The sequence below is a fragment of the Streptomyces sp. BRA346 genome (assembly GCF_052851135.1).
This window is the reverse complement of the sequence record NZ_JAIWIH010000055.1, coordinates 11,707-33,043: the sequence shown is the minus strand read 5'-3', so window position 1 is coordinate 33,043 and position 21,337 is coordinate 11,707. Positions and strand designations below refer to the sequence as shown.

Annotated in this window: 17 protein-coding genes; 6 read left to right on the top strand and 11 right to left on the bottom strand. The window is 73.8% G+C overall.

The annotated features are described in order from the left end of the window. Positions 1-311, top strand: a 311-nt coding sequence (locus LCH29_RS40225) for a BON domain-containing protein (protein ID WP_446466642.1), incomplete at its 5' end; no start/stop codon positions are given. A 509-nt stretch (positions 312-820) separates the two neighbouring features. Here LCH29_RS40225 and LCH29_RS40220 read toward each other — a convergent pair. From LCH29_RS40220 to LCH29_RS40180, 9 genes are all read right to left on the bottom strand, one after another. Then, the gene (locus LCH29_RS40220) at positions 821-1,438 is read right to left on the bottom strand and encodes a V-type ATP synthase subunit D (RefSeq protein ID WP_446466641.1); all 618 of its coding nucleotides are present in this window, start codon (positions 1,436-1,438) and stop codon (positions 821-823) included. Further along, the gene (locus LCH29_RS40215; protein ID WP_446466640.1) at positions 1,435-2,850 is read right to left on the bottom strand and encodes a V-type ATP synthase subunit B; all 1,416 of its coding nucleotides are present in this window, start codon (positions 2,848-2,850) and stop codon (positions 1,435-1,437) included. The genes LCH29_RS40220 and LCH29_RS40215 overlap by 4 nt, the downstream gene beginning before the upstream one ends. Before the next feature lie 67 nt (positions 2,851-2,917). Next, positions 2,918-4,732 carry a V-type ATP synthase subunit A gene (locus tag LCH29_RS40210; protein WP_446466639.1) on the bottom strand — a complete coding sequence of 605 codons (1,815 nt, stop codon included), beginning with the start codon at positions 4,730-4,732 and terminating at the stop codon, positions 2,918-2,920. Then, entirely contained in the window at positions 4,657-5,184 is a 528-nt protein-coding gene (locus LCH29_RS40205) for a hypothetical protein (RefSeq protein WP_446466638.1), read from the bottom strand. Before LCH29_RS40205 ends, LCH29_RS40210 begins: the two co-directional genes overlap by 76 nt. Then, positions 5,184-5,402 carry a hypothetical protein gene (locus tag LCH29_RS40200; protein ID WP_446466637.1) on the bottom strand — a complete coding sequence of 73 codons (219 nt, stop codon included), beginning with the start codon at positions 5,400-5,402 and terminating at the stop codon, positions 5,184-5,186. The genes LCH29_RS40205 and LCH29_RS40200 overlap by 1 nt, the downstream gene beginning before the upstream one ends. 2 nt (positions 5,403-5,404) lie before the next feature. After that, positions 5,405-5,824: an ATP synthase subunit C gene (locus LCH29_RS40195; protein ID WP_446466636.1), complete on the bottom strand. Its 420-nt coding sequence runs from the start codon at positions 5,822-5,824 to the stop codon at positions 5,405-5,407. Beyond that, a complete protein-coding gene (locus LCH29_RS40190; protein WP_446466635.1) occupies positions 5,821-7,239 on the bottom strand; it encodes a V-type ATPase 116kDa subunit family protein in 1,419 nt (472 codons plus the stop codon). Before LCH29_RS40190 ends, LCH29_RS40195 begins: the two co-directional genes overlap by 4 nt. A gap of 19 nt (positions 7,240-7,258) precedes the next feature. Continuing rightward, positions 7,259-8,185: a hypothetical protein gene (locus tag LCH29_RS40185; protein WP_446466634.1), complete on the bottom strand. Its 927-nt coding sequence runs from the start codon at positions 8,183-8,185 to the stop codon at positions 7,259-7,261. Then, on the bottom strand, positions 8,185-8,664 hold the full coding sequence (locus LCH29_RS40180; protein ID WP_446466633.1) for a hypothetical protein: 480 nt from the start codon (positions 8,662-8,664) through the stop codon (positions 8,185-8,187). Before LCH29_RS40180 ends, LCH29_RS40185 begins: the two co-directional genes overlap by 1 nt. 235 nt (positions 8,665-8,899) lie before the next feature. Here LCH29_RS40180 and LCH29_RS40175 point away from each other — a divergent pair, with 235 nt between their 5' ends. Both LCH29_RS40175 and LCH29_RS40170 read left to right on the top strand, forming a co-directional pair. After that, the gene (locus LCH29_RS40175) at positions 8,900-9,796 is read left to right on the top strand and encodes a universal stress protein (protein ID WP_446466632.1); all 897 of its coding nucleotides are present in this window, start codon (positions 8,900-8,902) and stop codon (positions 9,794-9,796) included. Between the two features lie 39 nt (positions 9,797-9,835). Then, positions 9,836-12,565: a bifunctional acetate--CoA ligase family protein/GNAT family N-acetyltransferase gene (locus LCH29_RS40170; RefSeq protein WP_446466631.1), complete on the top strand. Its 2,730-nt coding sequence runs from the start codon at positions 9,836-9,838 to the stop codon at positions 12,563-12,565. 15 nt (positions 12,566-12,580) lie between these two features. Here the strand turns inward: LCH29_RS40170 and LCH29_RS40165 are convergent, their stop codons facing one another. Then, positions 12,581-13,462, bottom strand: coding sequence for a universal stress protein (locus LCH29_RS40165; RefSeq protein WP_446466644.1), 882 nt, complete (start codon positions 13,460-13,462; stop codon positions 12,581-12,583). Between the two features lie 170 nt (positions 13,463-13,632). Between LCH29_RS40165 and LCH29_RS40160 the strand changes: the two genes are divergently transcribed. From LCH29_RS40160 to LCH29_RS40150, 3 genes are read left to right on the top strand one after another with little or no spacing between them, the layout of a single operon-like run. Continuing rightward, complete coding sequence (locus LCH29_RS40160; RefSeq protein WP_446466630.1) at positions 13,633-15,321, top strand: NAD(P)H-dependent oxidoreductase subunit E; 1,689 nt, start codon at positions 13,633-13,635, stop codon at positions 15,319-15,321. After that, complete coding sequence (gene fdhF, locus LCH29_RS40155) at positions 15,318-18,020, top strand: formate dehydrogenase subunit alpha (protein ID WP_446466629.1); 2,703 nt, start codon at positions 15,318-15,320, stop codon at positions 18,018-18,020. The genes LCH29_RS40160 and fdhF overlap by 4 nt, the downstream gene beginning before the upstream one ends. Beyond that, positions 18,017-20,596: a cation-translocating P-type ATPase gene (locus LCH29_RS40150; RefSeq protein ID WP_446466628.1), complete on the top strand. Its 2,580-nt coding sequence runs from the start codon at positions 18,017-18,019 to the stop codon at positions 20,594-20,596. Before fdhF ends, LCH29_RS40150 begins: the two co-directional genes overlap by 4 nt. On the opposite strand, the gene LCH29_RS40145 is transcribed toward LCH29_RS40150, so the two are convergent. Beyond that, the gene (locus LCH29_RS40145) at positions 20,520-21,314 is read right to left on the bottom strand and encodes an FAD:protein FMN transferase (protein ID WP_446466643.1); all 795 of its coding nucleotides are present in this window, start codon (positions 21,312-21,314) and stop codon (positions 20,520-20,522) included. The two genes, LCH29_RS40150 and LCH29_RS40145, sit on opposite strands and share 77 nt — an antisense overlap. Positions 21,315-21,337: the final 23 nt, after the last annotated feature.

The following is a 21,337-nucleotide window of genomic DNA, read 5'->3' as shown; positions in this document are numbered from 1 at the left end:
TCGTGGACGAGACCGACACGTTGCTGGGTATCGTCAGCCGCGGTGATCTGCTGCGGGTCTTCCTGCGCCATGATGACGCGATCCACGACGAGATCTGCCGTGAGGTGCTGAGCCGGACACTTCGGCTGGCTCCCTCGGCCGTGACGGTCGAGGTGCGGGAAGGTGAGGTCACGCTGAGTGGATCGGTGGAGACGCGGAGCATGATTCCGATCATCGTCCGGCTGTGCCGGGGTGTTGACGGAGTGGTCTCGGTCAGCGAGCGCGTTTCCTTCCGCACCGATGACACGCAGGGCCCTTCCGCGGTTGTGTGACGCCGCACCCCTCAGGGAAGTCCCCGGGACCACCGTGGTTCCAGCCGGCCCCCGCGCGCGCCAGGTGATCATCTGCCATCAGTCGCGCCCCGAGGCGTGCCCCGTTCCACGCGGGTGACAACTGTCCGTTCCATGCCGTCCTCGTCGGTCCAGCGAACCCGGCCGAACTGCCCGCTGCCGGTCCCCACGTCCATGGGCCCGCCCGTCAGACGTGCGGTGACCTGGTGGCGTTGTGACGCCTGGACCTGCGCCGTGTTGTATCCGGGACTCGTAGGCGGCCCATCCGGCGCTCAGGGACGCGGCGGGAAGGCTGACGGCCAGAAGGGCCGTCATCAGGGCGGACACCCAGAGCTGGACACGGTCGGAGCGGCGCAGCAAGGGGTTTCCGGACGCTGATTGCCGCATATACGTGCGGATGCCGAGCCCGTGCGCGCCGCGGCCGTTGCTCTGGGTCCATGGTCCGGCCCTCGGAACTCAAGCCGTACGTCCCACGGTGGTGGCGGTGCCGGTCATCCCCGCCTGGCCGCGGCCCAGCGACGGCGTACGGCGTCCTCGTGTTCGCTCTCCTCGAGAGCGAGGTCGATCCGGGCGAGCGCCTTCTCCAGCCGGGGAATCCAATGGCGCCGCAGGGCGCGGACCCGCTGGCGGGTGTGTGCCACCTCCGCCCCGACGACCCGGGCGGCCTGCTGTGCGACGGCGTACTCGGCGCCGGCCAGCAGCACCTGCCGGTAGGCGGCCTCGGCGTGCAGGAGGGCGGTGTTGCCGGGCGTGGTCGCGTCGGGGGAGCGGTCCGGGATGCGGCACGAGGCGAGCGCGGGGTGGCGCACTCCCACTGTGGATTCCTCACGCCAGGTGAAATCGGTGGCACCGACCCCCTCAGCCGCCGCTTCCAGGGCGTGTTCGCCGCCCAGGAGCACCCCTCTCAGCAGCCATGTTTCGGCATCCTGTACTGCCCGGCGCCATGCATGCGCACTGGTTTCCTCGGCCCGCAGCAGGGTTTCGTGCCGCGCCCGCAGGATGCGCAGTTTCCGCTCCAGGAGCTCCGCACCACGCAAGGCCACGTGCAGGCTGTGCCGAAGGCGCAGCCGCCCGGCGCGTGAGGGCGGAGGGCCGGAGGCAGTCGTCATGGCTCCGGTCCGTCCCGCTCGCCGCCGTCCGGTTCTGCCCGCGCGCCGTGCGCGTCCAGCAATGCGGCGGGCAGCATGGTGAGCTCACCGCGGGGGAGGGTCAGCAGAGCCTGCCAGGCGGCGTCGAGCGTCCGGTCCAAGGGGCGCGCTTCGTCGGGCCGCTGATGCAGAAAACGGCGCAGGAACGCCTCGTCGAAGTCGAGGTAGCGGCGGTCGGTCGGGCTCAGGGCCGCCTCGCCCACCAGGTCCGAGAGCTCTCTCACCTGCCGGGCCCGGGCGAGCGCGGCCAGGGTCTGGGCCGCGAGGTCCAGGTGGTCGGGCCGGGTGCGCCCGGGCCCGGCTCCCTTGCGCATCAGGCGGGACAGTGACGCCAGGGCGTCCACCGGTGGATACACCCCTCGGGCGTGGACCTGGCGGGAGAGCACGATCTGGCCCTCGGTGATGTATCCGGTCAGGTCGGGGACCGGATGGGTGATGTCGCCCGCGGGCATGGTGAGGACGGGCAGCACCGTGACCGAGCCCGCGCGGCCGCGGATCCGGCCGCAGCGCTCGTAGAGCGAGGCCAGGTCGCTGTAGAGGTACCCGGGATAGGCTCGCCGGGCCGGGACCTCGCCCCGGGCCGCGGAGACCTCGCGCAGCGCCTCGGCGTAGGCGGTCATGTCGGTCATCACCACCAGCACGTGGCGGCCCAGGGAGAAGGCGAGGTGTTCGGCCACGGTGAGTGCGACGCGCGGGGTCAGGGTTCGCTCGATCACGGGGTCGTCGGCGGTGTTGAGCAGCAGCACCAGTTCGCCCGCGGCCGAACGCTCCTCCAGCGCGTCCCGTACGAAGGCGGCGTCCGGATGGGTCAGGCCCATACCGGCGAATACGACGCTGAAAGCCTCGCCACCGGCTGTGGCCTGCGCGGCGATCTGGGCCGCCAGTTCCAGATGCGGCAGCCCGGCCGCGGAGAACACCGGCAGCTTCTGTCCGCGGACCAGTGTCGTCAGGGCGTCGACGGCGCCGACCCCGGTGAGGATGGGCTCGGAGGGTGGTTCCCGCCGGACCGGGTTGATCGGGGTGCCGCTCACCGCGGCGCTGGTCTCGCCGAACACCGGCGGTCCGCCGTCGACGGGCTCGCCGCGGCCGTTGCACACCCGGCCCAGCCAGCCCGGGCCTACGGGGACGCGCAGCGGTTTCCCGGCGAAGGACACCCGCACGTGTGACGGGTCCATTCCGGTGGTGTCCTCCAGCACCTGCACCACGGCGAGTTCGCGGTCGACCTCCAGCACGAGGCCGTATCGCCGCTCGCCCGAGTCCAGGGTGATCCGCACGAACTCGTCCCATCCCACCCCTGAGACTCCTTGCACGATGGCGAGCGGGCCGCGTAGTTCCCGCACGGCCGTGTACTCGACCTCGCTCCACGCGGTCACGGCGCCTCGCCCCCGGGCCCGCCGGGGAGGGGCCGGGGCCGGCCGAGGCAGGGCCGGTGTCGGCCGTTCACCGCAGCTCCCCGAGCCGGGCGAGCATGGTCTCCCGGCGCGCCGCCACTCCCGCCGCGTCATGCGGACCCACCTCCTCGCGCGCCCGCAGCACCGTCCCGAAGTCCGCGGCCTCCACGGCTGCCGCCGGGACGCCGGAAGCGACGCGTTCCCGGCAGCGGTCGATGACCGCGAGGACGGAGTCGGCCAGTGCCGCGGCCTTCCCCGGGCCGCAGTAGGCGTCGTTGGCGGACAGCGCGCTCTGCTGGAGCACTCCTTCGCGTACCAGCCGTCCGGCCAGGACGCTGACACGTTCCGAGTCGGGCAGGGCCGTGATGCCGACCAGCTCGACCAGATCCGCCAGCCGGTCGGCCTCCGCCAGCACCGCGGCGAGCCGGTCGCGCCGGGCGGACCAGGCGGGGTCGCCTGCGGCCGTCCGACGGTCGGCGAGCGGTGCCGCGTCCCGGGAGAACGATTCCGCCCACGACAGGGCCGGATAGTGGCGGGCATAGGCGAGTTCGCGGTCGAGCGACCACACACCGCGTACGAACCGTTCGGTGTGGGCCGTGACCGGTTCGGTCATGTCGCCACCGGGCGGGGACACCGCTCCGATCACGGTCACCGAGCCCCGCTCACCGCCCAGCGTCGTCACGGCTCCCGCGCGTTCGTAGAAGGCCGCGATCGCGGAGGCCAGCCCGGCCGGGTAGCCCTCCTCGGCGGGCAGCGCGCCGGTGCGGGAGGCGAATTCGCGCAGGGCCTCGGCCCAGCGCGAGGTGGAATCGGCGATCAGTACGGCGTCCAGCCCCATGTCGCGGAAGTACTCGGCGACCGTGGCCCCCGTGTGGATACCTGCCTCACGGGCCATCAGCGGCATGTTGGAGGTGTTGGCGATGGTCACCGTCCGGTCGGCGAGCCGGCCACCGGTGCGCGGGTCCTCCAGCGCGGACAGTTCGGCGATGACATCGGCCATCTCGTTGCCGCGCTCCCCGCAGCCGACGTACACGATCACATCGGCGTCACACCACTTGGCGATCTGCTGGAGCAGCATGGTCTTCCCCGTGCCGAAACCGCCGGGGACGGCCACTGTGCCGCCCCGCGCGACGGGAAACAGCAGGTCGATCACCCGCTGGCCGGTGTGCAGCGCCTCCGGCTCACCGCCACGTGTCCGCACCGGGCGCGGTCGGCGGACCGGCCACGACGTGGTGAGCCGGACCTCCGTGCCGCCCACGACGGCCACTACCGCGTCCTGGCCGTAGCTTCCCTGCGGCGCGATGTGCTCCACCACCCCGCTGACCCCGGGCGGGACGAGTACCCGGAGCCGTACCGGCCCCCGGTCGCGGACCTCCCCCAGCACGCTGCCCTCGGCGACCTGTCCTCCTTCGCCCACTGTCGGGACGAAGGACCAGCCGCGTGCAGTGGCCCGGTCCCGGGCGGCCCCGGGCAGCAGCCAGTCCCCGCTGCCGGACAGCGGCCGCAACAGGCCGTCGAACACGCCCCCGAGCAGGCCGGGACCGAGCGCCGCAGACAGCGGCGCCCCCTGGGACCGCGCCTCGGCGCCAGGAGCCAGGCCGCCCGTGTACTCGTAGGACTGGGCGGTCACCACACCGTCGCTGATCGACACCACCTCGCCGGGGATCCCGGACGTGCCGAGGGAGACCACGTCGTACATCGCGGTGTCACCCGCGTATTCCATCTCGACCAGTGGTCCGGCGACCCTCAGAACGCGGCTGGGTCGCCGCGCCGCTCCATCGGCTCCGTTCACGGCGACCACAGCGTCTCGATCTCCGCACCGAGCCGGTCCAGCGCGCGTGCCGTGAGGCTGTCCACGGTGCATTCGACCCGTCGGCCCCCCGCACGGGCCACCACACCCGTACCGGGGACCTCGGCGATCTCGGCGTCCGGTCCCAGCAGCCCTCGCGCGCGTTTCCGCAGCCGGTCCAGGACGGCCGGACGGGCTGCCGTGTCCCACCTCTGACGAACGTGCGCGAAGGCACGGCGGCGCAGTTCCTCGTACGCCGCTTCACGGGCGGCCAGCTCACGCTCCCGGGCGCCCCGGCGGGCGCCCGCCTTGACACCGCGGGCGGCGGCAGCGCCTTCCCGTTCGCCCTGCCGGTGGGCTTCCTCCACGATGACGCGCGCCCTGGCCAGTGCCTCGCCGACCAGCGCTTCGGCCTCCCGGTCGGCCCGGTCCAGCACCTCCCGCGCTTCCGCCCGCGCCGTACGCAGCAACTCCGCTCGCACCGGTGCGAGCGCGGGCACCGCCTCGTCGGACACCGGCTTCCTCATCACGGCATCACCACGGTGAGCGGCCGGACGCCTTGCAGCGGTCCTGGGCCGAGCGCGTCCGCCGCCGCGGGCGTGAGGATGACCAGCTCAGTTCCGGGTGGAAGGGCACGCCAGGCTTCACGGACCGCGTCCGGTTCCTCGGCGGCGACCACGGTGACACCCGCCAGGGCGAGCCCCGCCACGCGCGTCCGCTCCCCGAGGGCCGCCACGCATCCCATGGTCAGGACTTCCCGATCAGGATGATGGCGACGACCAGCCCGTAGATGGCGATGCCTTCGGCCAGTCCGACGATCACCATCGCCCGGCCGAAGAGTTCCGGGCGCTCACTGAGCGCCGCTACCGCGGCGGCCCCGGTGTAGGCGACGGCGATCGCCGCGCCGATGGAGGCCCCGGCCACCGAGATGGCGGCCCCGATGAGGGCGGCCGAGGCGGCGCCGGAGCCCTGTGCCGCGGCCGGTGCCGCCGCCTGCGCGGACCCGTTGCCGAGCGCCACCACGAGCAGGGCCGCCGCTCCCGCGAACAGCAGGGCGTTGGCGGCGAACACCCACCGCAGGGCCCTGTGCCGGGACCGTCGCAGCAGCAGCCGCCCCAGCGCCAGAACCGCGCCGACGACCGGGAGCGCGATGAACCAGGCGATCACGTTGCCTCCTCGTACGTCCCCTCACCTCGCGGCGCGTTCGCCGCGTGCCCCTGACCGTTCAGCACGGGCAGGTGCCAGGGACGGAACGGACGCCCCTGGTCCTCGAACACCCGGGAGAACAGCTCGTAGAACTCCAGCCGCAGTGCCTGCACCCCGGCCACCAGCGCCTCCAGAGCGAAGGCGAGCGCGTTGCCCACGACGAAGAGCACCGCGGCCGCGAGCACTGCCGCACCGCCCCGGTCCGCCAGTGCCGTGGTGCCGCGCCACACGATCGAGCCGAGTGCGGCATGCGTGAGCCCGAAGGCCGCCAGCCGTGCGAAAGAGATGACGTTGGAGCCGATGCGCAGCACCCCGTCGAAGAGCCGGATTCCCACCTGGACGGCGCCACCCGCGCCACCACCGGCCACGGCGGACAGCCCGGATCCGGCCAGGAGGAGGCCGACACCCGCGATCACGGCGCCCGTCAGGACGGCGGCGCGGCCCAGCCAGGCGCCGCCGCCCAAGACGGCGAGGCCCAGGTACAGCATCGCCCCGGCGATGCCCGAGAGCGCGAACAGGGCGTTCCCCGGTCCGCCTTCCCGCCAGCGGTTCGCGATGCCCGCCGCGTACGCCAGGGCCAGCAGCAGCGCGCCGAAGCCGATGGCCGCGACGATCAGCCGCAGCGGGTCCTGCAACGGGTTCAGCCAGAGCACCGGCAGGACGCCGGTCGGCCCGAAGAACTCGCCGTACGCGGCACCTGCCAGGGAGCTGCTGAGTCCGGCTCCGGCGACGAACGGCCACAGCGGGCGCAGCGACGCGGCACGGCGAGGGTGGCCCAGGCGCAGCGCGATCCCGGCGAGCAGTAGCAGGGCCCCGTGCCCGGCGTCACCGAACATCACCCCGAACATCACCACGTAGGCGATGCCCGCAGGCAGCGTGGGGTCGAAATCCGGGTACGGCACCGTCCCGTACGTCCGCACCAGGGGCACGAACGAGCGCCGTAGCGCACCGGCCTCGCGGAGCAGCGTCGGTGGCTCCACTCCGCGCGGCGCGCGCAAGGGCACCAACGCACCTCCCGCCGTTGCCAGACGTCCCGCGGTCGCCGGAACGCCGTCGGCGGGACACCACCCGGCGAGTGCCGCGACGTCTCCGCGCCGCACCGCGCTGGCCTCGCGTTCCTCAAGCTGTGCCTCACCGGCCAGCAGATCGGTGCGGCCCGCACGCTCCAGGGCGTCGAGGTCGGGGGTCCGGACACTGAGCACGGCTCGCTCCGGCTCCGCCCGCGAACGCCGCAGCCGATGGGACGCGGAGCCCTGCCCGGGAGCGCCCGGACCGCCACCCTCGGTATGGTCGATCTCGACGCAGCCGGCCTCGGCGACGCGCACCAGCGTGTCCCGCAGCGCGTCCCGCGGGGCGACGATCGCCACTCGTCGCATGCGGACCGGCACCATCGCCTCAGGACGCCGCATCGAACGCCTCCGGGTGTCCACCGCCCCGCGCGGCGCCCTCCAGCGCGCCGCGCACCCGCCAGGCGTCCGCGGAGAGCACGGCGACCGCGCCGACGACCGGTGCCGAACCAGGGCGGGAGCCGCGTAGCAGCGCCCGACCGCCTTCGTCCAGCTGGTCCCACCAACGGCCCTCGGCTCGCCACAGGCCGACCTCGTGGTCGATCCCGGCCACGGCCCATTGGGCGGCGGGCGGCAGCTCGCGTCGGTAGTCGGCGAACGAGGTCGCGGCCATGGCCTTCGCGCCGAGCAGCCGCTCGGCCCGTTCCGCGGACGGCCGAGGCAAGGAGCGGCGGGCGACGAACACCTCCCGCCCGACCAGCAGGGCGAGCCGCCCCGCAGCCCAGCGCGCGGCCTCCGGTACGGCCGTCGCGGTACGCACAGCGGCGGACACCCGCATCCCCATGGCCACCGCCGCGGGAGTGTCCTCCCCGGGATCACCCCAGCCGGAAGCGGCCAGCGCCGCACGCAGCTCCCGTGGCGAGCTGGTACGGGCCAGCCGGGGCCAAGCCGTCGCCAGCGCGCCCAGCCGGTACGGCACCCGGGACCGGCTGACGCCCGCCAGCGTGCGCAGATGGTCCTCCACGTTGGCGATCTCGAACCCGGAGGCGAGCAAACGGATGGCACTCGCGCCGCTGAGCGGTTGCCAGCCGGCGAGCACCCGCAGGTGCCACAGAAGGGCAGCCGCCACTGCCTGCTGGGCGTCGGCGAGCGATGTCCCGGGGAGAAGACCCCGGCCGTAGGGCGAGGCACTCAGGCGGCGAACGGCGGCTTCGAGGCCCGGTGCCGAAGCAACCTCTCGGCCCTCCTCCCTGCCGAGGGCGCGCGAGAGCATGGCCCTGGCGCGTGTCACCCCGGCCACCCATCCGGCGCTCATCACGGATTCCTCTGCCCAGCGTTCCCGGGCCGCCCCCTGGCCGTGGCATCCGGGAGCTCGATGTCCTTGGCCACCAGGTGTGCTACCCGGTCCAGGAGACGGGGCATGCGTTCCTCGGCCCTGCGGCGTACCGCGGCTGCCTCCCGCTGCGCTGTGGCGAGCAGTTCCGCCGCCTCGGTCTCGGCGTCCCGGCGGACGCGGGCCGCGTTCGTCGCCCGCACCTCCCGAGCCCGGTCCTGGGCGCTCTTCACGATCTCCTGGGCACGGCGCTCGGCGGCGCGCCGCCTCTCCGCCGCCTCGCGAGCCGCGCCGTCGCGGATGTGCCGGGCTTCCGCCTCGGCTTCTTCCAGGAGCGAAAGGGGCGGGTCCAACTCGGCGGTGAGCTCCGCCGTACGGTCCGCGGGCACGCCGCCCGGCGCCGCCCGGCCCGGCGACCCGACCGGGCGGAACCGCAACAAAAAGTCCCGGAGTCCGGCCACGACCTCTCCTCATGGTTCGGCCCTCGCCTCCCAGTGTCCGCACCGGGTGCGGACCTGTCGCGCCGGGCTGGGCCGTCCATGGGCGATGCGGCTCGGCGGCGTGGCTGCCCGATCGGTGCCACACTGGCCGCAAGGGCCACTGCCCGACTCCCGCGCCCCCGGTGTGGTGACGCGCGGAGCCACCACGCTCGCCCGTTCGTGAGGGCACCGGGATCCGCGAGGAGGCCGAGCCCCGATGACGCAGACCCCCATGGCGCGTCCCATCACCGTCGGCCTCGACGGTTCGTCCGAGAGCCTGGCTGCCGCCGAGTGGGCGGCGCGGGAAGCGCGGTGGAGGCATGCGCCGCTGCGGCTGGTCCACGCCTGGATGCTGCCGGCGCAGACGGCGCGTACGGCCCAGGCTCCCGAGATGCGCAAACTGTGGGCGCAGGAGGCCCTGGACGCGGCGAAGGCACGACTCGCGGACCGCTACCCGGAGGTGCCGGTATCCGCCGAACTCGTCCCGCGGACGGCCGTCGAGGGCCTGGTCGGCAACGGTGCGTCCTCGCAGATGCTGGTGCTCGGCTCGCACGGGCGGGGCGCCGTGGCCGGCTACCTTCTCGGATCCGTGGGACTTCAGGTGCTGGGGTGTTCGACGAGCCCGGTGGTGATGGTGCGCGCGGGCAGCGGAGAACGGACCGGGCCCGAGGGCGGTGACGTGATCGTGGGTGTCCAGGACCCGCCGGAGTCGGCCGCACCCATCGAGTTCGCCTTCGCCACCGCAGCGGCACGTGGAACGGGGGTGCGCGCCGTGCGCGCACTGGCACGGCCGGTGTTCACCCACGGTCCGCAACCCCGGCCACGTCCCGGCCGGGCCGCGGACGCCGGGGACGAGGACGTCAGGGACGAGGAGCGGAGGCTGCTGGCGGAAGCAGTGGAGATATGGCGGGAGAAGTACCCCGACGTCCCGGTGACCGAGCAGGTCGAGCACGGCCGCCCTGCGGATGCCTTGCTGGCAGCCGCCTCGCGGGCCGCGCTGGTGGTCGTCGGACGCCACACCCACCGGTCTCCCGTCGCGCCCCGCCTCGGCCACGTCACCCAGGCGCTCCTGCACCACGCCGCGTGTCCCGTCGCCGTCGTGCCCCACGACTGACGACACGCGGTCCGCACGGCCGATGGAAGGGGGCGCGGAGTGACGGAGACGACCCACCGTCCCGAGACGGTCCACGCGCTGCTCGCGGACGGCAGCACCGTCGAGATACGTCCCGCACGGGCACAGGACCTGGACGAGGTCCTGCGGATGCACCGTGAGATGTCTCCCGAGGCCCTGCGGCTGCGTTTTTTCGCAGTCAATCCGCGCTACGCACGGGCGGCGGCGGAACGCGTCTGCGCACCGGCACACCGCGGATATCAGGCGCTCGTCGCGGTGGCGGGGGGCCGGGTGGTCGGCGTGGCCGAGTACGACACGCTGCCCACGGCCGCCGGCGAACCGGTGTCCGCCGACATCGCTCTGGCCGTCGCCGAGGGCCGCCACGGTCAGGGCATCGGCACCCTGCTGCTCGAACACCTGGTGCACGCGGCCCGGGAAGCGGGCGTCTCGGCCTTCACCGCCGAAGCGCTCGCCGAGAACCACGAGGTCCTGAAGGTATTCGGCGATCTTGGCCTGCGTACCTCCCGCCACTTCGACGGCACCGACGTACGCTGCACCGTTCACCTGGAGCAGGACGAGGACTACCTGGCGGCGGTGGACCGGCGGGGCCGGATCGCCGATGTGGCCAGCCTGCGGCCTCTGCTGCGGCCGTGTTCGGTGGCCGTCGTCGGTGCGGGCCGTCGGCCCGGATCGGTGGGGCGGGCCGTGCTGGGCAACGTGCGGTCCGGGGGCTTCACTGGTGCGCTGTACGCGGTCAACCCCCATGCCTCCGTCATCCAGGGAACACCGGCGTTCCCGTCCGTGGCCGCCCTGCCCCTCGTACCCGAACTCGCCGTGCTCGCCGTACCGGCGCCCGCGGTCCCGGGCGTGGCGGAGGAGTGCGGCGCGGTGGGCGTGCGGGCGCTGGTCGTCCTGACAGCGGGGCTCGACGCCGACCAGGCGGAGGCGCTGTTCACCTGCTGCCGTCACCACGGCATGCGGCTGGTGGGCCCCAACTGCCTGGGAATCGCCGACACGTTCGACGAGGTGCGTCTCAACGCCACGTTCGCCGCGCATCGCCCGCTGCCGGGGTGCGCGGGCGTCGCCGTGCAGTCCGGAGGCGTCGGCATCGCGCTGCTGGAGCGGTTCGGCCGCCTCGGCGTCGGCGTGTCCAGCTTCGTTTCACTCGGCGACAAGTACGACGTCAGCGGCAACGACATGCTCCAGTGGTGGGAGTCGGACCCCGGCACCCGCCTCGCCGTGCTCCACCTGGAGTCCTTCGGCAACCCGCGCGCGTTCTCCCGCACCGCTCGCCGCGTCGCCCGCGCCATGCCCGTCCTCACCGTGGACGCGGGCCGCTCGGACGCCGGACGGCGCGCCGCCGCCTCACACACCGCCGCCGCGGCCACCCCCACCATGACCCGCCGGGCCCTGTTCACCCAGGCGGGCATCATCGCCACCCAGAGCGTCGCCGAACTGGTCGACACCACGGCCCTGCTGCACGCCCAACCGCTGCCCGCCGGTGCCCGGGTCGCGGTCGTGAGCAACGCCGGAGGCGCGGGTGTGCTCGCCGCCGACGCCTGCGTCGACGCGGGGCTCACGGTCCCGGCCCTCGACCCCGCGCTGGCCGGTGAACTGCGGGGGACCCTGCCGCCGGGCGCCGCCACGGCCAACCCCGTGGACACCACCGCGGTGATCACCGCCGACCGGATGCGCTCCTGCCTGGACCAGTTGACCGCGCACGGAGCCGTGGACGCCGTACTGGTGGTGCTCGTGCCCACCGCGCTGGCCACCGGAACCCGCGACGACCCGCTGCGCGCACTCACCGCCGCACCCGGACGACGGCCCCGCCCGGTGGCGGCGGTCCTCCTCGACCAGGAAGCCCCCGTACGGCTCCTCCCGACCGCAGACGACAACCCCGTACCGGCCTACACCGAACCCCGGTCGGCGGCGCGCGCCCTCGCCCACGCCGCCCGCTACGCCCGCTGGCGGGCCGAACCACCGGGCAGCGTTCCCCCGCTGTCGGGGATCGACCCGGCCGGTGCCACGGCCATCGTGGAGACCTTCCTCACCAGCCACTCCGACGGTGGCTGGCTCGACCCGCGCGATTGCGCGGCCCTGTTCGACCGCTACGGCATTCCCCAGTTGCCCTGGGCATGGGCCGAGGACGAGGACACCGCCGTGGCCGCCGTACGGCACCTGGTCGAGGACGAGGGCGGCCGGGTGGCCCTCAAGGCGTACTGGCCCGGTCTGGTACACAAGAGCGACCAGGGGGCGCTGCGGCTCGACCTCGAAGGCCCGGACCAGGTCCGCCACGCCTATCGGGAGCTGCGGGCGCGCTTCGGGGGCCGGATGGCCGGGGTTCTCCTCCAGCCCATGGCGCGCCGGGGCATCGAGCTGTTCGCGGGCGTTGTCCAGGACGAGGTGTTCGGTCCCCTGGTGCTCTTCGGCCTCGGAGGCACCGCCACTGAACTCCTCGCCGACCACGCCGCCAAACTCGCCCCGCTCACCGACCGTGACGCGCACGGCCTCCTCACCGCACCGCGCTGTGCCCCACTGCTTTTCGGCTACCGCGGTGGCGGGGCCGTCGACCTGGAGGGGCTGGAGCAACTCTTGCTGCGGCTGTCCCGGATGGCCTGTGACCTCCCTCAGCTCGCCGAGGCCGACCTCAACCCGGTGGTGGCCCGGCCCGATGGCGTCGTGGCGCTGGACGTCCGGCTGCGCATCCTGCCCCGCCACGCGTACGACCCCTATCTGCGACGGCTGCGCGCCGCACGGCGGTGGCGGGCCTGAGCACACCCGTGCCGATCACACCCGCTGCGGGACGACGGCCACCGGGCACGCCGCGCGGTGCAGCACGGCGTGGCTGACCCGGCCGAGCTGCAGCCCGGAGCGGTCGCGACGGCGCAGGGAGCCGACAACCAGCAGATCGGCCTGCTCCGACACGTCCTGCAGGACCCGGTGCGCCGGGCCCTCGATCACATCGCGGTGGCATACGATCTTGTCGCCCTCTTCGCGCTCGGCCTCGTCCAGCACCTCATTGAGGATGGTCGCCGCCTGCTCCTCGTAGACCAGAGCGGACGCCTCATGCATGAGCAGCGACTGGCTCCCGTGTGAGTGCGCCGGGCGCCGCCATGTGCGTACGGCGTGCAGTTCGGCGTCCCTCGCCAGCGCCTCGCGGAAGGCGAACCGGACGGCGGCCGAGCCCTCGGCGACGTCGCCGACCGCGAGGACCACGCGTCCGAAGGCCCCTTGACGGTTGCGCTCGGCGCCGCGGACCACGATGACGGGGGAGACGGACCGGGCCGCCACCGCCAGGCTCACCGAGCCCAGAAGCGTGTCCGCCAGCTCACTCCTGCCGTAGGATCCCGTGACCACGGCGAATGCCTCGCGGCCCTCGTGCAGCAGCGCCGACACGGCGTCCTCGGCCAGGACCTCGGCGGAGACCTTCACCTCCGGGTTGCGCAAGGTCGCGCGTTGCAGGCAGGAGGCGGCGATGTTCTCGGCCACGATCTCCCCGGAGGAGCGGCTGGTGCTGAGCGAGGGGAGACGCTCCTCGTACCGCTCCCATCGGGAGGCATGGACCAGGCGCAAGGGCAGCTCGTGGCGGGCCGCCTCATCCACGGCCCAGTCCACTGCCTGAAGACTGGAATCCGATCCGTCAACACCCACGACCAGCGGGAGTGCCATCATCTCCACCGCCTTCCTACGGTCGACTCGTCCGCCTTGTGGGTACCCCGTGGCCACGCTCGCACCGCCACGGTTTCATCGAAGGCACAGCGGGTCCTGGTGGTGGGCACGGCCGAGCCCGACAGCAGTCACCGGATGCGCCTCTGGGAGACCAGCCGCACGATGAAGCCATGTCGGCTCCCCGCCCCGCAGAGCGCTTCGACGCCTTCCGGGCCCTGGCCGCCCGGAGAGGGCAGCCAGGTGACCGGTTGCTGGAATCCCTGGCCCGTACCCGCGCCCGGACGGTGGACGGCCCCGAGGACTGGGCGCCCGAGAAGGGCGCTCGGTTCGGTCTGCCGGCCGCTGCCGCGCTCGGCCCGGCCTCGTACTACGCGGACCTCGCCGCCCCGCACGGCCGCCGCCATGTGCGGGTGTGCGTCGCGACGGCGTGCTTTGCGGCATCGGCCGGGTGTCATGCCGGTGAGGTGCAAACCGGGCTGCGCGTCACCACGGGGAGCGTCACACCGGACGGGGAGACATCGCTGCAGGCCGTTCGCTGCCTCGGCTACTGCTACGCGGGGCCCGCCGCCCTCGACGGTGACACGCCCCGTGTCGGCTCCGATCTCGCTGACCAGCTCACCGGCAGGGTGTCACCACGGGCGGCGCCCGAGATTCCCGCGGCTGACGCCACCGGCGACCCCGTTCTGCTGGGTGGCGTGGTGTCGGGGGAGCGCCCGTGGCAGGCGTGGCCGCATGTGGTGGCCGGGCGTCGGCCCGAGGACGTCCATCGGGAGGTGGCGGAATCCGGGCTACGAGGGCGTGGTGGCGCGGGATTCCGCGTGGCCGCCAAATGGACCGCTGCGGGCGGTGCTCCGGACACCGTGATGGTGGCCAACGGGGACGAGGGCGACCCCGGTTCCTACGCCGACCGGCTGTTGATGGAAGCCGATCCGGACCGGGTGCTGGAGGGACTGGCCCTGGCGTGTTTCGCCTGCGGAGCCGCCCGGGGTGTGGTGCTGGTGCGCTCGGAGTATCCGCGGGCTCTGAGCCGGATGAGGGAGGCGGTCGCCAGAGCTTATGCCGCCGGACACCTCGGCCCCCGGGTGCACGGGACCGGCACCACGGTGGACATCGAGGTGGTCCGGGGCGCGGGGTCGTACGTGGCCGGTGAGGAGACCGCCCTGATCGCCGGTCTGGAGGGCGGCCGGGGCTGCGCCCGGCCCCGGCCGCCGTATCCCACGCAGCGCGGATTGTGGGACGCGCCGACCGTGGTGAACAACGTCGAGACGCTGGCGGCTGTCCCCTGGATCGTCTCCCGGGGCGGCGCGGCGTACGCCCGGCGCGGGACACCCGAGGAGTCCGGCACCAAGCTGGTGTGCCTGTCCGAGCGGTTCGCCCGGCCGGGCGTCTACGAGGTGGAGCTGGGCACCCCGGTGCGGCGGATCGTCACCGAGCTGGGCGGTGGGTTGAAGGACGGTGTCGAACTCGCCGCCCTCCAGGTGGGCGGCCCGCTGGGCGGTTTCCTCGCGGCCGACGCGCTGGACGTGCCGCTGAGCGAGGCGGGTCTGGCGGCCCGGGGCACGGCCCTCGGCCACGCCGGTCTCGTCGCCTTCGACCGGCGCGTGGCGCCGCAGGACGTCGTGCGGCACGTCTGGGAGTTCGCCGCCGCGGAGAGCTGCGGGGCCTGCTCGCCGTGCCGGGTCGGATCCCGCCGCGGCCTGGAGCTGGCGTCTGCGGGCACCCCGCCCGGTGCCGAGTACGAGCGGCTGGCGCGCGTCCTGGCCGAGGCGAGCCTGTGTGCTTTCGGGCGGCGGATCCCGCCCGCCGTCCGCAGCCTCGCACGGGCGTACGGACAAGCCCTGGCGGGGTGGGACCAATGACCGCGATCGAGGTCGACGGCGCCGCCGTCGACGTACCCGAGGGCGTCTCGCTGCTCGCCGCCGTACGCGCGGTCGGGATCGAGCTGCCCGCGCTCTGCCACGACGACCGATTCGCCCCGGCCGGTTCCTGCCGGAGCTGCCTGGTACGGGCCGACGGGCGGATCGTGGCGTCCTGCGTCACCCCGGCGGCCTCCGGCGCCACGGTCGAGGCCACCACCGACGACCTGCGGGCGCTGCGCCGGGAGGCGGTCGAGGTCATCGTCTCCGCCCTGCCGCCCCGGGCCCTGGCCCCTGGCAGCCGCACCGAACTCGCCCGGGTGTGCCGGTCGCTGGGCATCGGAGCCGAGACGGCCACCGGCTCCGCAGACCGCGGTGGCGACGACTCCCATCCGTACGTCCATCTCGACCGGGACCTGTGCATCGCGTGCGGGCGGTGTGTGCGCATGTGCGCGGACGTGCAGGGCACCTTCGCCCTGACCCTGGTCGGCCGGGGCGCCGACACCGTCGTCGCCCCCGGCACCGGCGGTCCGTGGGCGGAGTCCGACTGCGTGGCCTGCGGTGGCTGCGTCGACACCTGTCCCACCGGCGCCATCTTCGAGCCGGGGCCCGTGCCCGGACTCACCAGCGCGAGCCCGGACGACCCCGCGACCTGCGCCATGACCCGTACGACCTGTGGCTACTGCGGAGTGGGCTGCACCTTGGACGTGGTCACGGAAGACGGCGCGATCGCGGCGGTGCTGCCGGCCCGGGACGGGCCGGTCAACCGGGGCCACGGATGCGTCAAGGGCCGGTTCGCGCGCGGCTACCGCACCTCGCCCGAACGACTCACCCGGCCCCTGTTGCGCCGCGACGGCCGTCTGGAGCCCGTCGGCTGGGACGAGGCGCTGCGCCACATCGCTCGCGGACTGCGCGCCGCCGTCGAGGAAGGCGGCCCCGACGCCGTGGCGGCCATTTCCTCCGCCCGCGCCACCAACGAGGAGAACTACCTCGTCCAGAAGTTCATGCGGGTCGTCATCGGAACCAACAGTGTCGACAACTGCTCCCGGCTGTGCCACTCCCCGTCCGCCGCCGGGCTCACGGCCACTTTCGGGCTCCCGGGTGGCACGGACACCTTCGACGACGTCGAGCGTTCCGACTGCCTGCTGGTGGTGGGCGCCAACCCGGTCGAGGCGCATCCGGTGGTCGGCGCCCGACTGTTGCGACGCGTGCTCCAAGGGGCGCGTCTCGTCGTCGCAGATCCCCGGGCCGTGGGGCTGGCGACACATGCGGACGTGCATCTGCGGCCCCGGCCCGGCACCAACGTCGCGCTCTTCCACGGCCTCGCCCATGTGCTCCTCGCCGAGGGCCTCGTCGACCAGGCGTTCCTGCGGGACCGGGCCGCCGGTCTGCCGGAGCTGACCGAGCTGCTGGCCGACTACCCGCCGGACCGGGTGGCGACCCTCACCGGCGTGCCCGCCGCGGACCTGGTGGCGGCCGCCGGGCTCTACGGACGGGCCGAACGCCCCGGCATCGTCTACGGCCTCGGCGTCACCGAACACCTCCACGGCACCGACGGCGTACGGACGCTGGCCAACCTCGCCGTCCTGCGCGGCGCCGTCGGTTCCGGCCGGGGCTTCGGGGTCAACCCGCTGCGCGGTCAGAACAACGTCCAGGGCGCCTCCGACATGGGCGCCCTGCCCGACGTCCTGCCCGGCTACGGAAAGGTGACCGACCCGGCCGTCCGCGCACGGGCCGAGGAGGTGTGGGGCCACGCCGTGCCCGACCGGCCCGGTCTGCGGATCCCCGAGATGTTCGCGGCGGCACGGGCCGGGCGGCTGAAGGCGCTGTGGGTCATCGGCGAAGACATCTGTGCCACCGACCCCGACGCCAACCGGGTCGCCGAGGCCCTGGAGACCTGCCCGTTCGTCGTGTGCAACGAGCTGTTCCTGTCCGAGACCGCCCGCCACGCGGATGTCGTGTTGCCCGCCACCTCCTGGCTGGAGAAGGACGGCACCTTCGTCAACTTCGACCGCAGATTCCAGCGGGTCCGCCCGGCAGTCGCCCCACCGGGCCAGGCCCGCTCCGACTTCGAGATCGTCCGCGCCGTCGCCTCCGCCATGGACACCGACCTGGGCTGCCCGACCCCGGCGGCCGCCCTGGCCGAATGCGCCCAGCTCACCGCGCACTTCGCGGGACTCTCCCACCACCGGCTGGACCGGGAGGGCGCCGTACCCTGGCCCTGCCCCGACCCCGGCCGGCCCGGGCAGGCCACCCTGTACCGGGAACGGTTCGCCACCTCCGACGGACGGGCCCACCTGGCGGCCACCCCGTATCTGCCGCCGGGGGAGCAGCCGGACGACGGCTACCCCCTGATCCTGGTCACCGGGCGGCGCTGGGCGCACTACAACTCCGGGTCCATGACCCGGCGCGGCGGCAACCTCGCCCTCGACCCCGCCGACCACCTCGACGTCCACCCCGACGACGCCGCCCGGTACGGCCTGCGCGACGGCGAGCCCGTCACGGTGACCAGCAGACACGGCCGGGCGCGCCTGCTCACCCGGATCGGCGTCGAAACCGCCCCCGGCCAGGTCTTCTGCGCCTTCCACTTCCCCGCCAGCGGCGTGAACCGCCTCACCTCGGACCATGCCGACACGGTCACCTCCTGCCCCGAGTACAAGGTCACGGCGGTACGGCTGACCGCGGGGGACGGCCGCGCGTGATTGCCGGGCTGTCGCGGGAGGAGGCGGCGCGGCGGCTGGAGGAGTACGGGGCCAACGTCGTCGCCCAGGAGCGGCGCACCCCGGTGTGGCGCCGCGTACTGCAACAACTGCGCGACCCGCTGATCGTGGTGCTGCTGGTGGCCGCCGCGCTCACCCTCGCCACCGGAGACTTCCCCGACGCCGGGGTGATCCTTCTCGTCATCACGGTGAACACCGTGGTCGGCGTCATTCAGGAGGTACGGGCGGAACGGGCCGTGGCCGCACTGACCGCCCTGAGCGCTCCTGCCGCCCGGGTGGTACGCGACGGCGTGGAGTGCTCCGTACCGGCCGCCGACGTGGTGCCGGGGGACCTGGTCCTGCTGGCCGAGGGCGACATCGTCCCCGCCGACGGTGAGGTCCTCGACGCGGCCCTGCTCTTGATCGACGAGTCGGCGCTGACGGGCGAGTCTGTTCCGGTGGAGAAGACCGTCGACGCGACCTCTTCGTCCGGCACGGTATCGGCCGGCACAGTGGTGGTCCGCGGCCGCGGACGCGCACAGGTCACCGGAACCGGGCCGGACAGCGCACTCGGCCGGATCGCCGCACTGATGGGAACCACGCCCGCGCTGACCCCTCTGCAGCGCCGACTGGCCCGGTTCGGCCGGGTGCTGGCGGCCGTCACCGTCGCCCTGTGCGCGGTGGTGCTCGCTTTGGGACTGGTTCGCGGACAGCCGGTGGAGCTGATGGTCGTGGCCGCGATCAGCCTCGCCGTCGCGGCCGTTCCCGAGTCCTTGCCCGCCGTGGTCACCCTCGCCCTGGCCTTGGGAGCACGGCGTATGGCCGACCGGCACGCCATCGTGCGTCGGTTGCCCGCGGTGGAGACCCTGGGTTCCGTCACGGTGCTCGCCACCGACAAGACCGGCACCCTGACCGAGGGCCGGATGGCTGCGGAAACGCTGTGGACGCCCCAGGACGACGCCACCGTCACGGGCAGCGGTTACGGCCCTGAGGGCCGCGTCGCGCGTGACGGCCGCCCGGTGACCGCGGACGAAGCCCCCGACCTGTCCGCGCTGCTGCGCGCCGCGATGTTGTGCAACGACGCCGCGCTGGAACCCCTTTCGGACGGGGACGGAAGGTGGCGTGCGATCGGCGACCCCACCGAGGCCGCCCTGCTCACAGCCGGGGCCAGGCTGGGGCTGGACCGGGCGGCCCTCGAACGTGAACTGCCGCGCGTCGATGAGATCCCCTTCGACAGCGCACGCAAGCGCATGACGACCGTGCACCACAGGCCCGGTGGCGGGCTGCGTGTCGTCTGCAAGGGAGCGCCCGAGACCGTTCTCCGCCCCCAGGTTCTCGCCGACCCTCCGGACACGCTTTCCCGGGCCGCCGCCCGGGCCGAGGAACTGGCCCGCGGCGGCTACCGGGTCCTGGCCGTCGCCGCGGCCGACCACGACGAAGCGCCGCCCGCGAGCCACGGCACCTGGGAGTCGGGCCTGTCCCTGCTCGGCCTCGTCGGCATCCTCGACCCGCCCCGCGACACCTCCCGGACCACCATCGCCGCCTGCGAACGCGCGGGCATCGCCCCCGTCCTCATCACCGGCGACCACCCCCTCACCGCACGGGCGGTGGCGGCGCGTTCGGGCATCGTGGCCCGGGCGGACGAGGTCACCACGGGCGATCGGATCCGCACGGGCACCGCAGGCGACCTGACCGCCCTGCGCGTCTACGCCAGGACCACACCCGAGCAGAAGCTGGACATCGTCCAGGCGTGGCGCGCGGCCGGCCATGTGGTGGCGATGACCGGCGACGGTGTCAACGACGGCCCCGCCCTTCGCCGAGCGGACATCGGCGTGGCCATGGGCCGACGCGGCACCGAAGTGGCCCGTCAGGCGGCCGACCTCGTGCTCGCCGACGACAACCTGGCCACCGTCGTCGCCGCTGTCGAGGAAGGCCGTCGCGTCTACGCCAACGTACGCCGTTTCCTGCTCTACGCCCTCGCCGGAGGTACCGCGGAAATCCTGGTCATGCTCCTCGGCCCGTTCCTGGGAATGGCCCTGCCCCTGCTCCCCGCCCAGATCCTGTGGATCAACCTGCTCACCCATGGCCTCCCCGGCGTGGCGCTGGGGGCCGAACCCGTGGAGCCGGGGGTGATGCGCCATCCGCCGCGCCCGCCCGAGGAGAGTGTCCTGGGCGCCGGGCTGTGGCCCCGCATCCTGATCATGGGCGTCTTCGTCGCCGGTGTCACCCTGGTCGCCGGGGTGTGGGCGCAGAGTACCGGCCGCCCCTGGCAGTCCCTGATGTTCCTCGTCCTCGGCGCCACCCAACTCGGCGTTGCGCTGGGCTCCCGCGCCCGTCCGGGCAGCCTCACCAACCCCTTCCTGCTGGTCGCCGTGGGCACGGCCCTGGCCCTCCAGGCGGCAGGTGTCTATCTGCCGCCCCTGCGCGCCCTGTTGGGCACCGAACCACTGCCACCCGTCGACCTCGCGATCGCCTGCACGCTTTCCGGCCTCGGGCACGTCGTCATGCGCGCGCAGAGGCGGCTCTTCCCGGAGCGCCCGCCGCACACCCGCTCGGCGTCTGCCCCGGACCATCGCTGACGGAGGCCCCGGAAAAGCCAGGGGTGCGCCAGATCTCACCCGTCGTGGCGATGCCCAGCGCCTCGAACCCGTCCAGCGCCTCGGTCCAGACGCGGGCCCCGGCGCCCATGGCGAACGCGGCCGTGGCGTAGGCGTCGGTGCGGGTGAGGCTGTGGCCGGTGAGAGTGAGGGAGGCCAGGGCGGTGGCGGGCCCGCTGGTGTACGGGTCCCATACGTGTGCGCCGCGTTCGGCCGTTCCCGAGGTGGCGACGGCCAGGTCGCGACCGGTGACCACGGCGGCCAGCTCCCCGGGGCGGGTGGGGTGGGCGATGCCGATCCGCCAGGGCGTGCCGGGGGCGGCCTCGCCGCGCAACTGGATGTCGCCGCCGCCGTTGACACACGTGTTGTGCGCGCCTGCCTGGTACAGCATCCGGGAGGCCCGTTCGATCGCCCATCCCTTGACCAGTCCGGAGGGGTCGAGCCGGCCGCCGGGAGTATGGCTGAACCAGCCGTCGGTGGCCTTCGCCGCCTCCTCGCACAGCGTGAACACCTCGGCTACCTCGGGCCCGTACCGCTCCGGCACCGGCTCGCCGCGGGCCAGGCGGCTGATCGCGCTGTCGGGCCGGTAGGTCGAGAACACTTCGTCCACGTGGTGCAGCCAGTCCACGGCATCCTTCAGAGCCTGGCGGACGGGCGGGGTGACCGGGTCGCGGAGGTCGAACGAGAACACCGTGCCCATGGCGTGCTCGACGTGGCGCAGTC

What these genes read in the sequence shown, in the direction of transcription:
- LCH29_RS40220 (WP_446466641.1), bottom strand. Translation starts at nt 1,438, where the DNA reads ATGACGACTGCCTCCGGCCCTCCGCCCTCACGCGCCGGGCGGCTGCGC.
- LCH29_RS40210 (WP_446466639.1), bottom strand. Translation starts at nt 4,732, where the DNA reads ATGCACCGTGGACAGCCTCACGGCACGCGCGCTGGACCGGCTCGGTGC.
- LCH29_RS40205 (WP_446466638.1), bottom strand. Translation starts at nt 5,184, where the DNA reads ATGAGGAAGCCGGTGTCCGACGAGGCGGTGCCCGCGCTCGCACCGGTG.
- LCH29_RS40200 (WP_446466637.1), bottom strand. Translation starts at nt 5,402, where the DNA reads ATGGGATGCGTGGCGGCCCTCGGGGAGCGGACGCGCGTGGCGGGGCTC.
- LCH29_RS40190 (WP_446466635.1), bottom strand. Translation starts at nt 7,239, where the DNA reads ATGCGACGAGTGGCGATCGTCGCCCCGCGGGACGCGCTGCGGGACACG.
- LCH29_RS40185 (WP_446466634.1), bottom strand. Translation starts at nt 8,185, where the DNA reads ATGAGCGCCGGATGGGTGGCCGGGGTGACACGCGCCAGGGCCATGCTC.
- LCH29_RS40175 (WP_446466632.1), top strand. Translation starts at nt 8,900, where the DNA reads ATGACGCAGACCCCCATGGCGCGTCCCATCACCGTCGGCCTCGACGGT.
- LCH29_RS40165 (WP_446466644.1), bottom strand. Translation starts at nt 13,462, where the DNA reads ATGGCACTCCCGCTGGTCGTGGGTGTTGACGGATCGGATTCCAGTCTT.
- LCH29_RS40160 (WP_446466630.1), top strand. Translation starts at nt 13,633, where the DNA reads ATGTCGGCTCCCCGCCCCGCAGAGCGCTTCGACGCCTTCCGGGCCCTG.
- fdhF (WP_446466629.1), top strand. Translation starts at nt 15,318, where the DNA reads ATGACCGCGATCGAGGTCGACGGCGCCGCCGTCGACGTACCCGAGGGC.
- LCH29_RS40145 (WP_446466643.1), bottom strand. Translation starts at nt 21,314, where the DNA reads ATGGGCACGGTGTTCTCGTTCGACCTCCGCGACCCGGTCACCCCGCCC.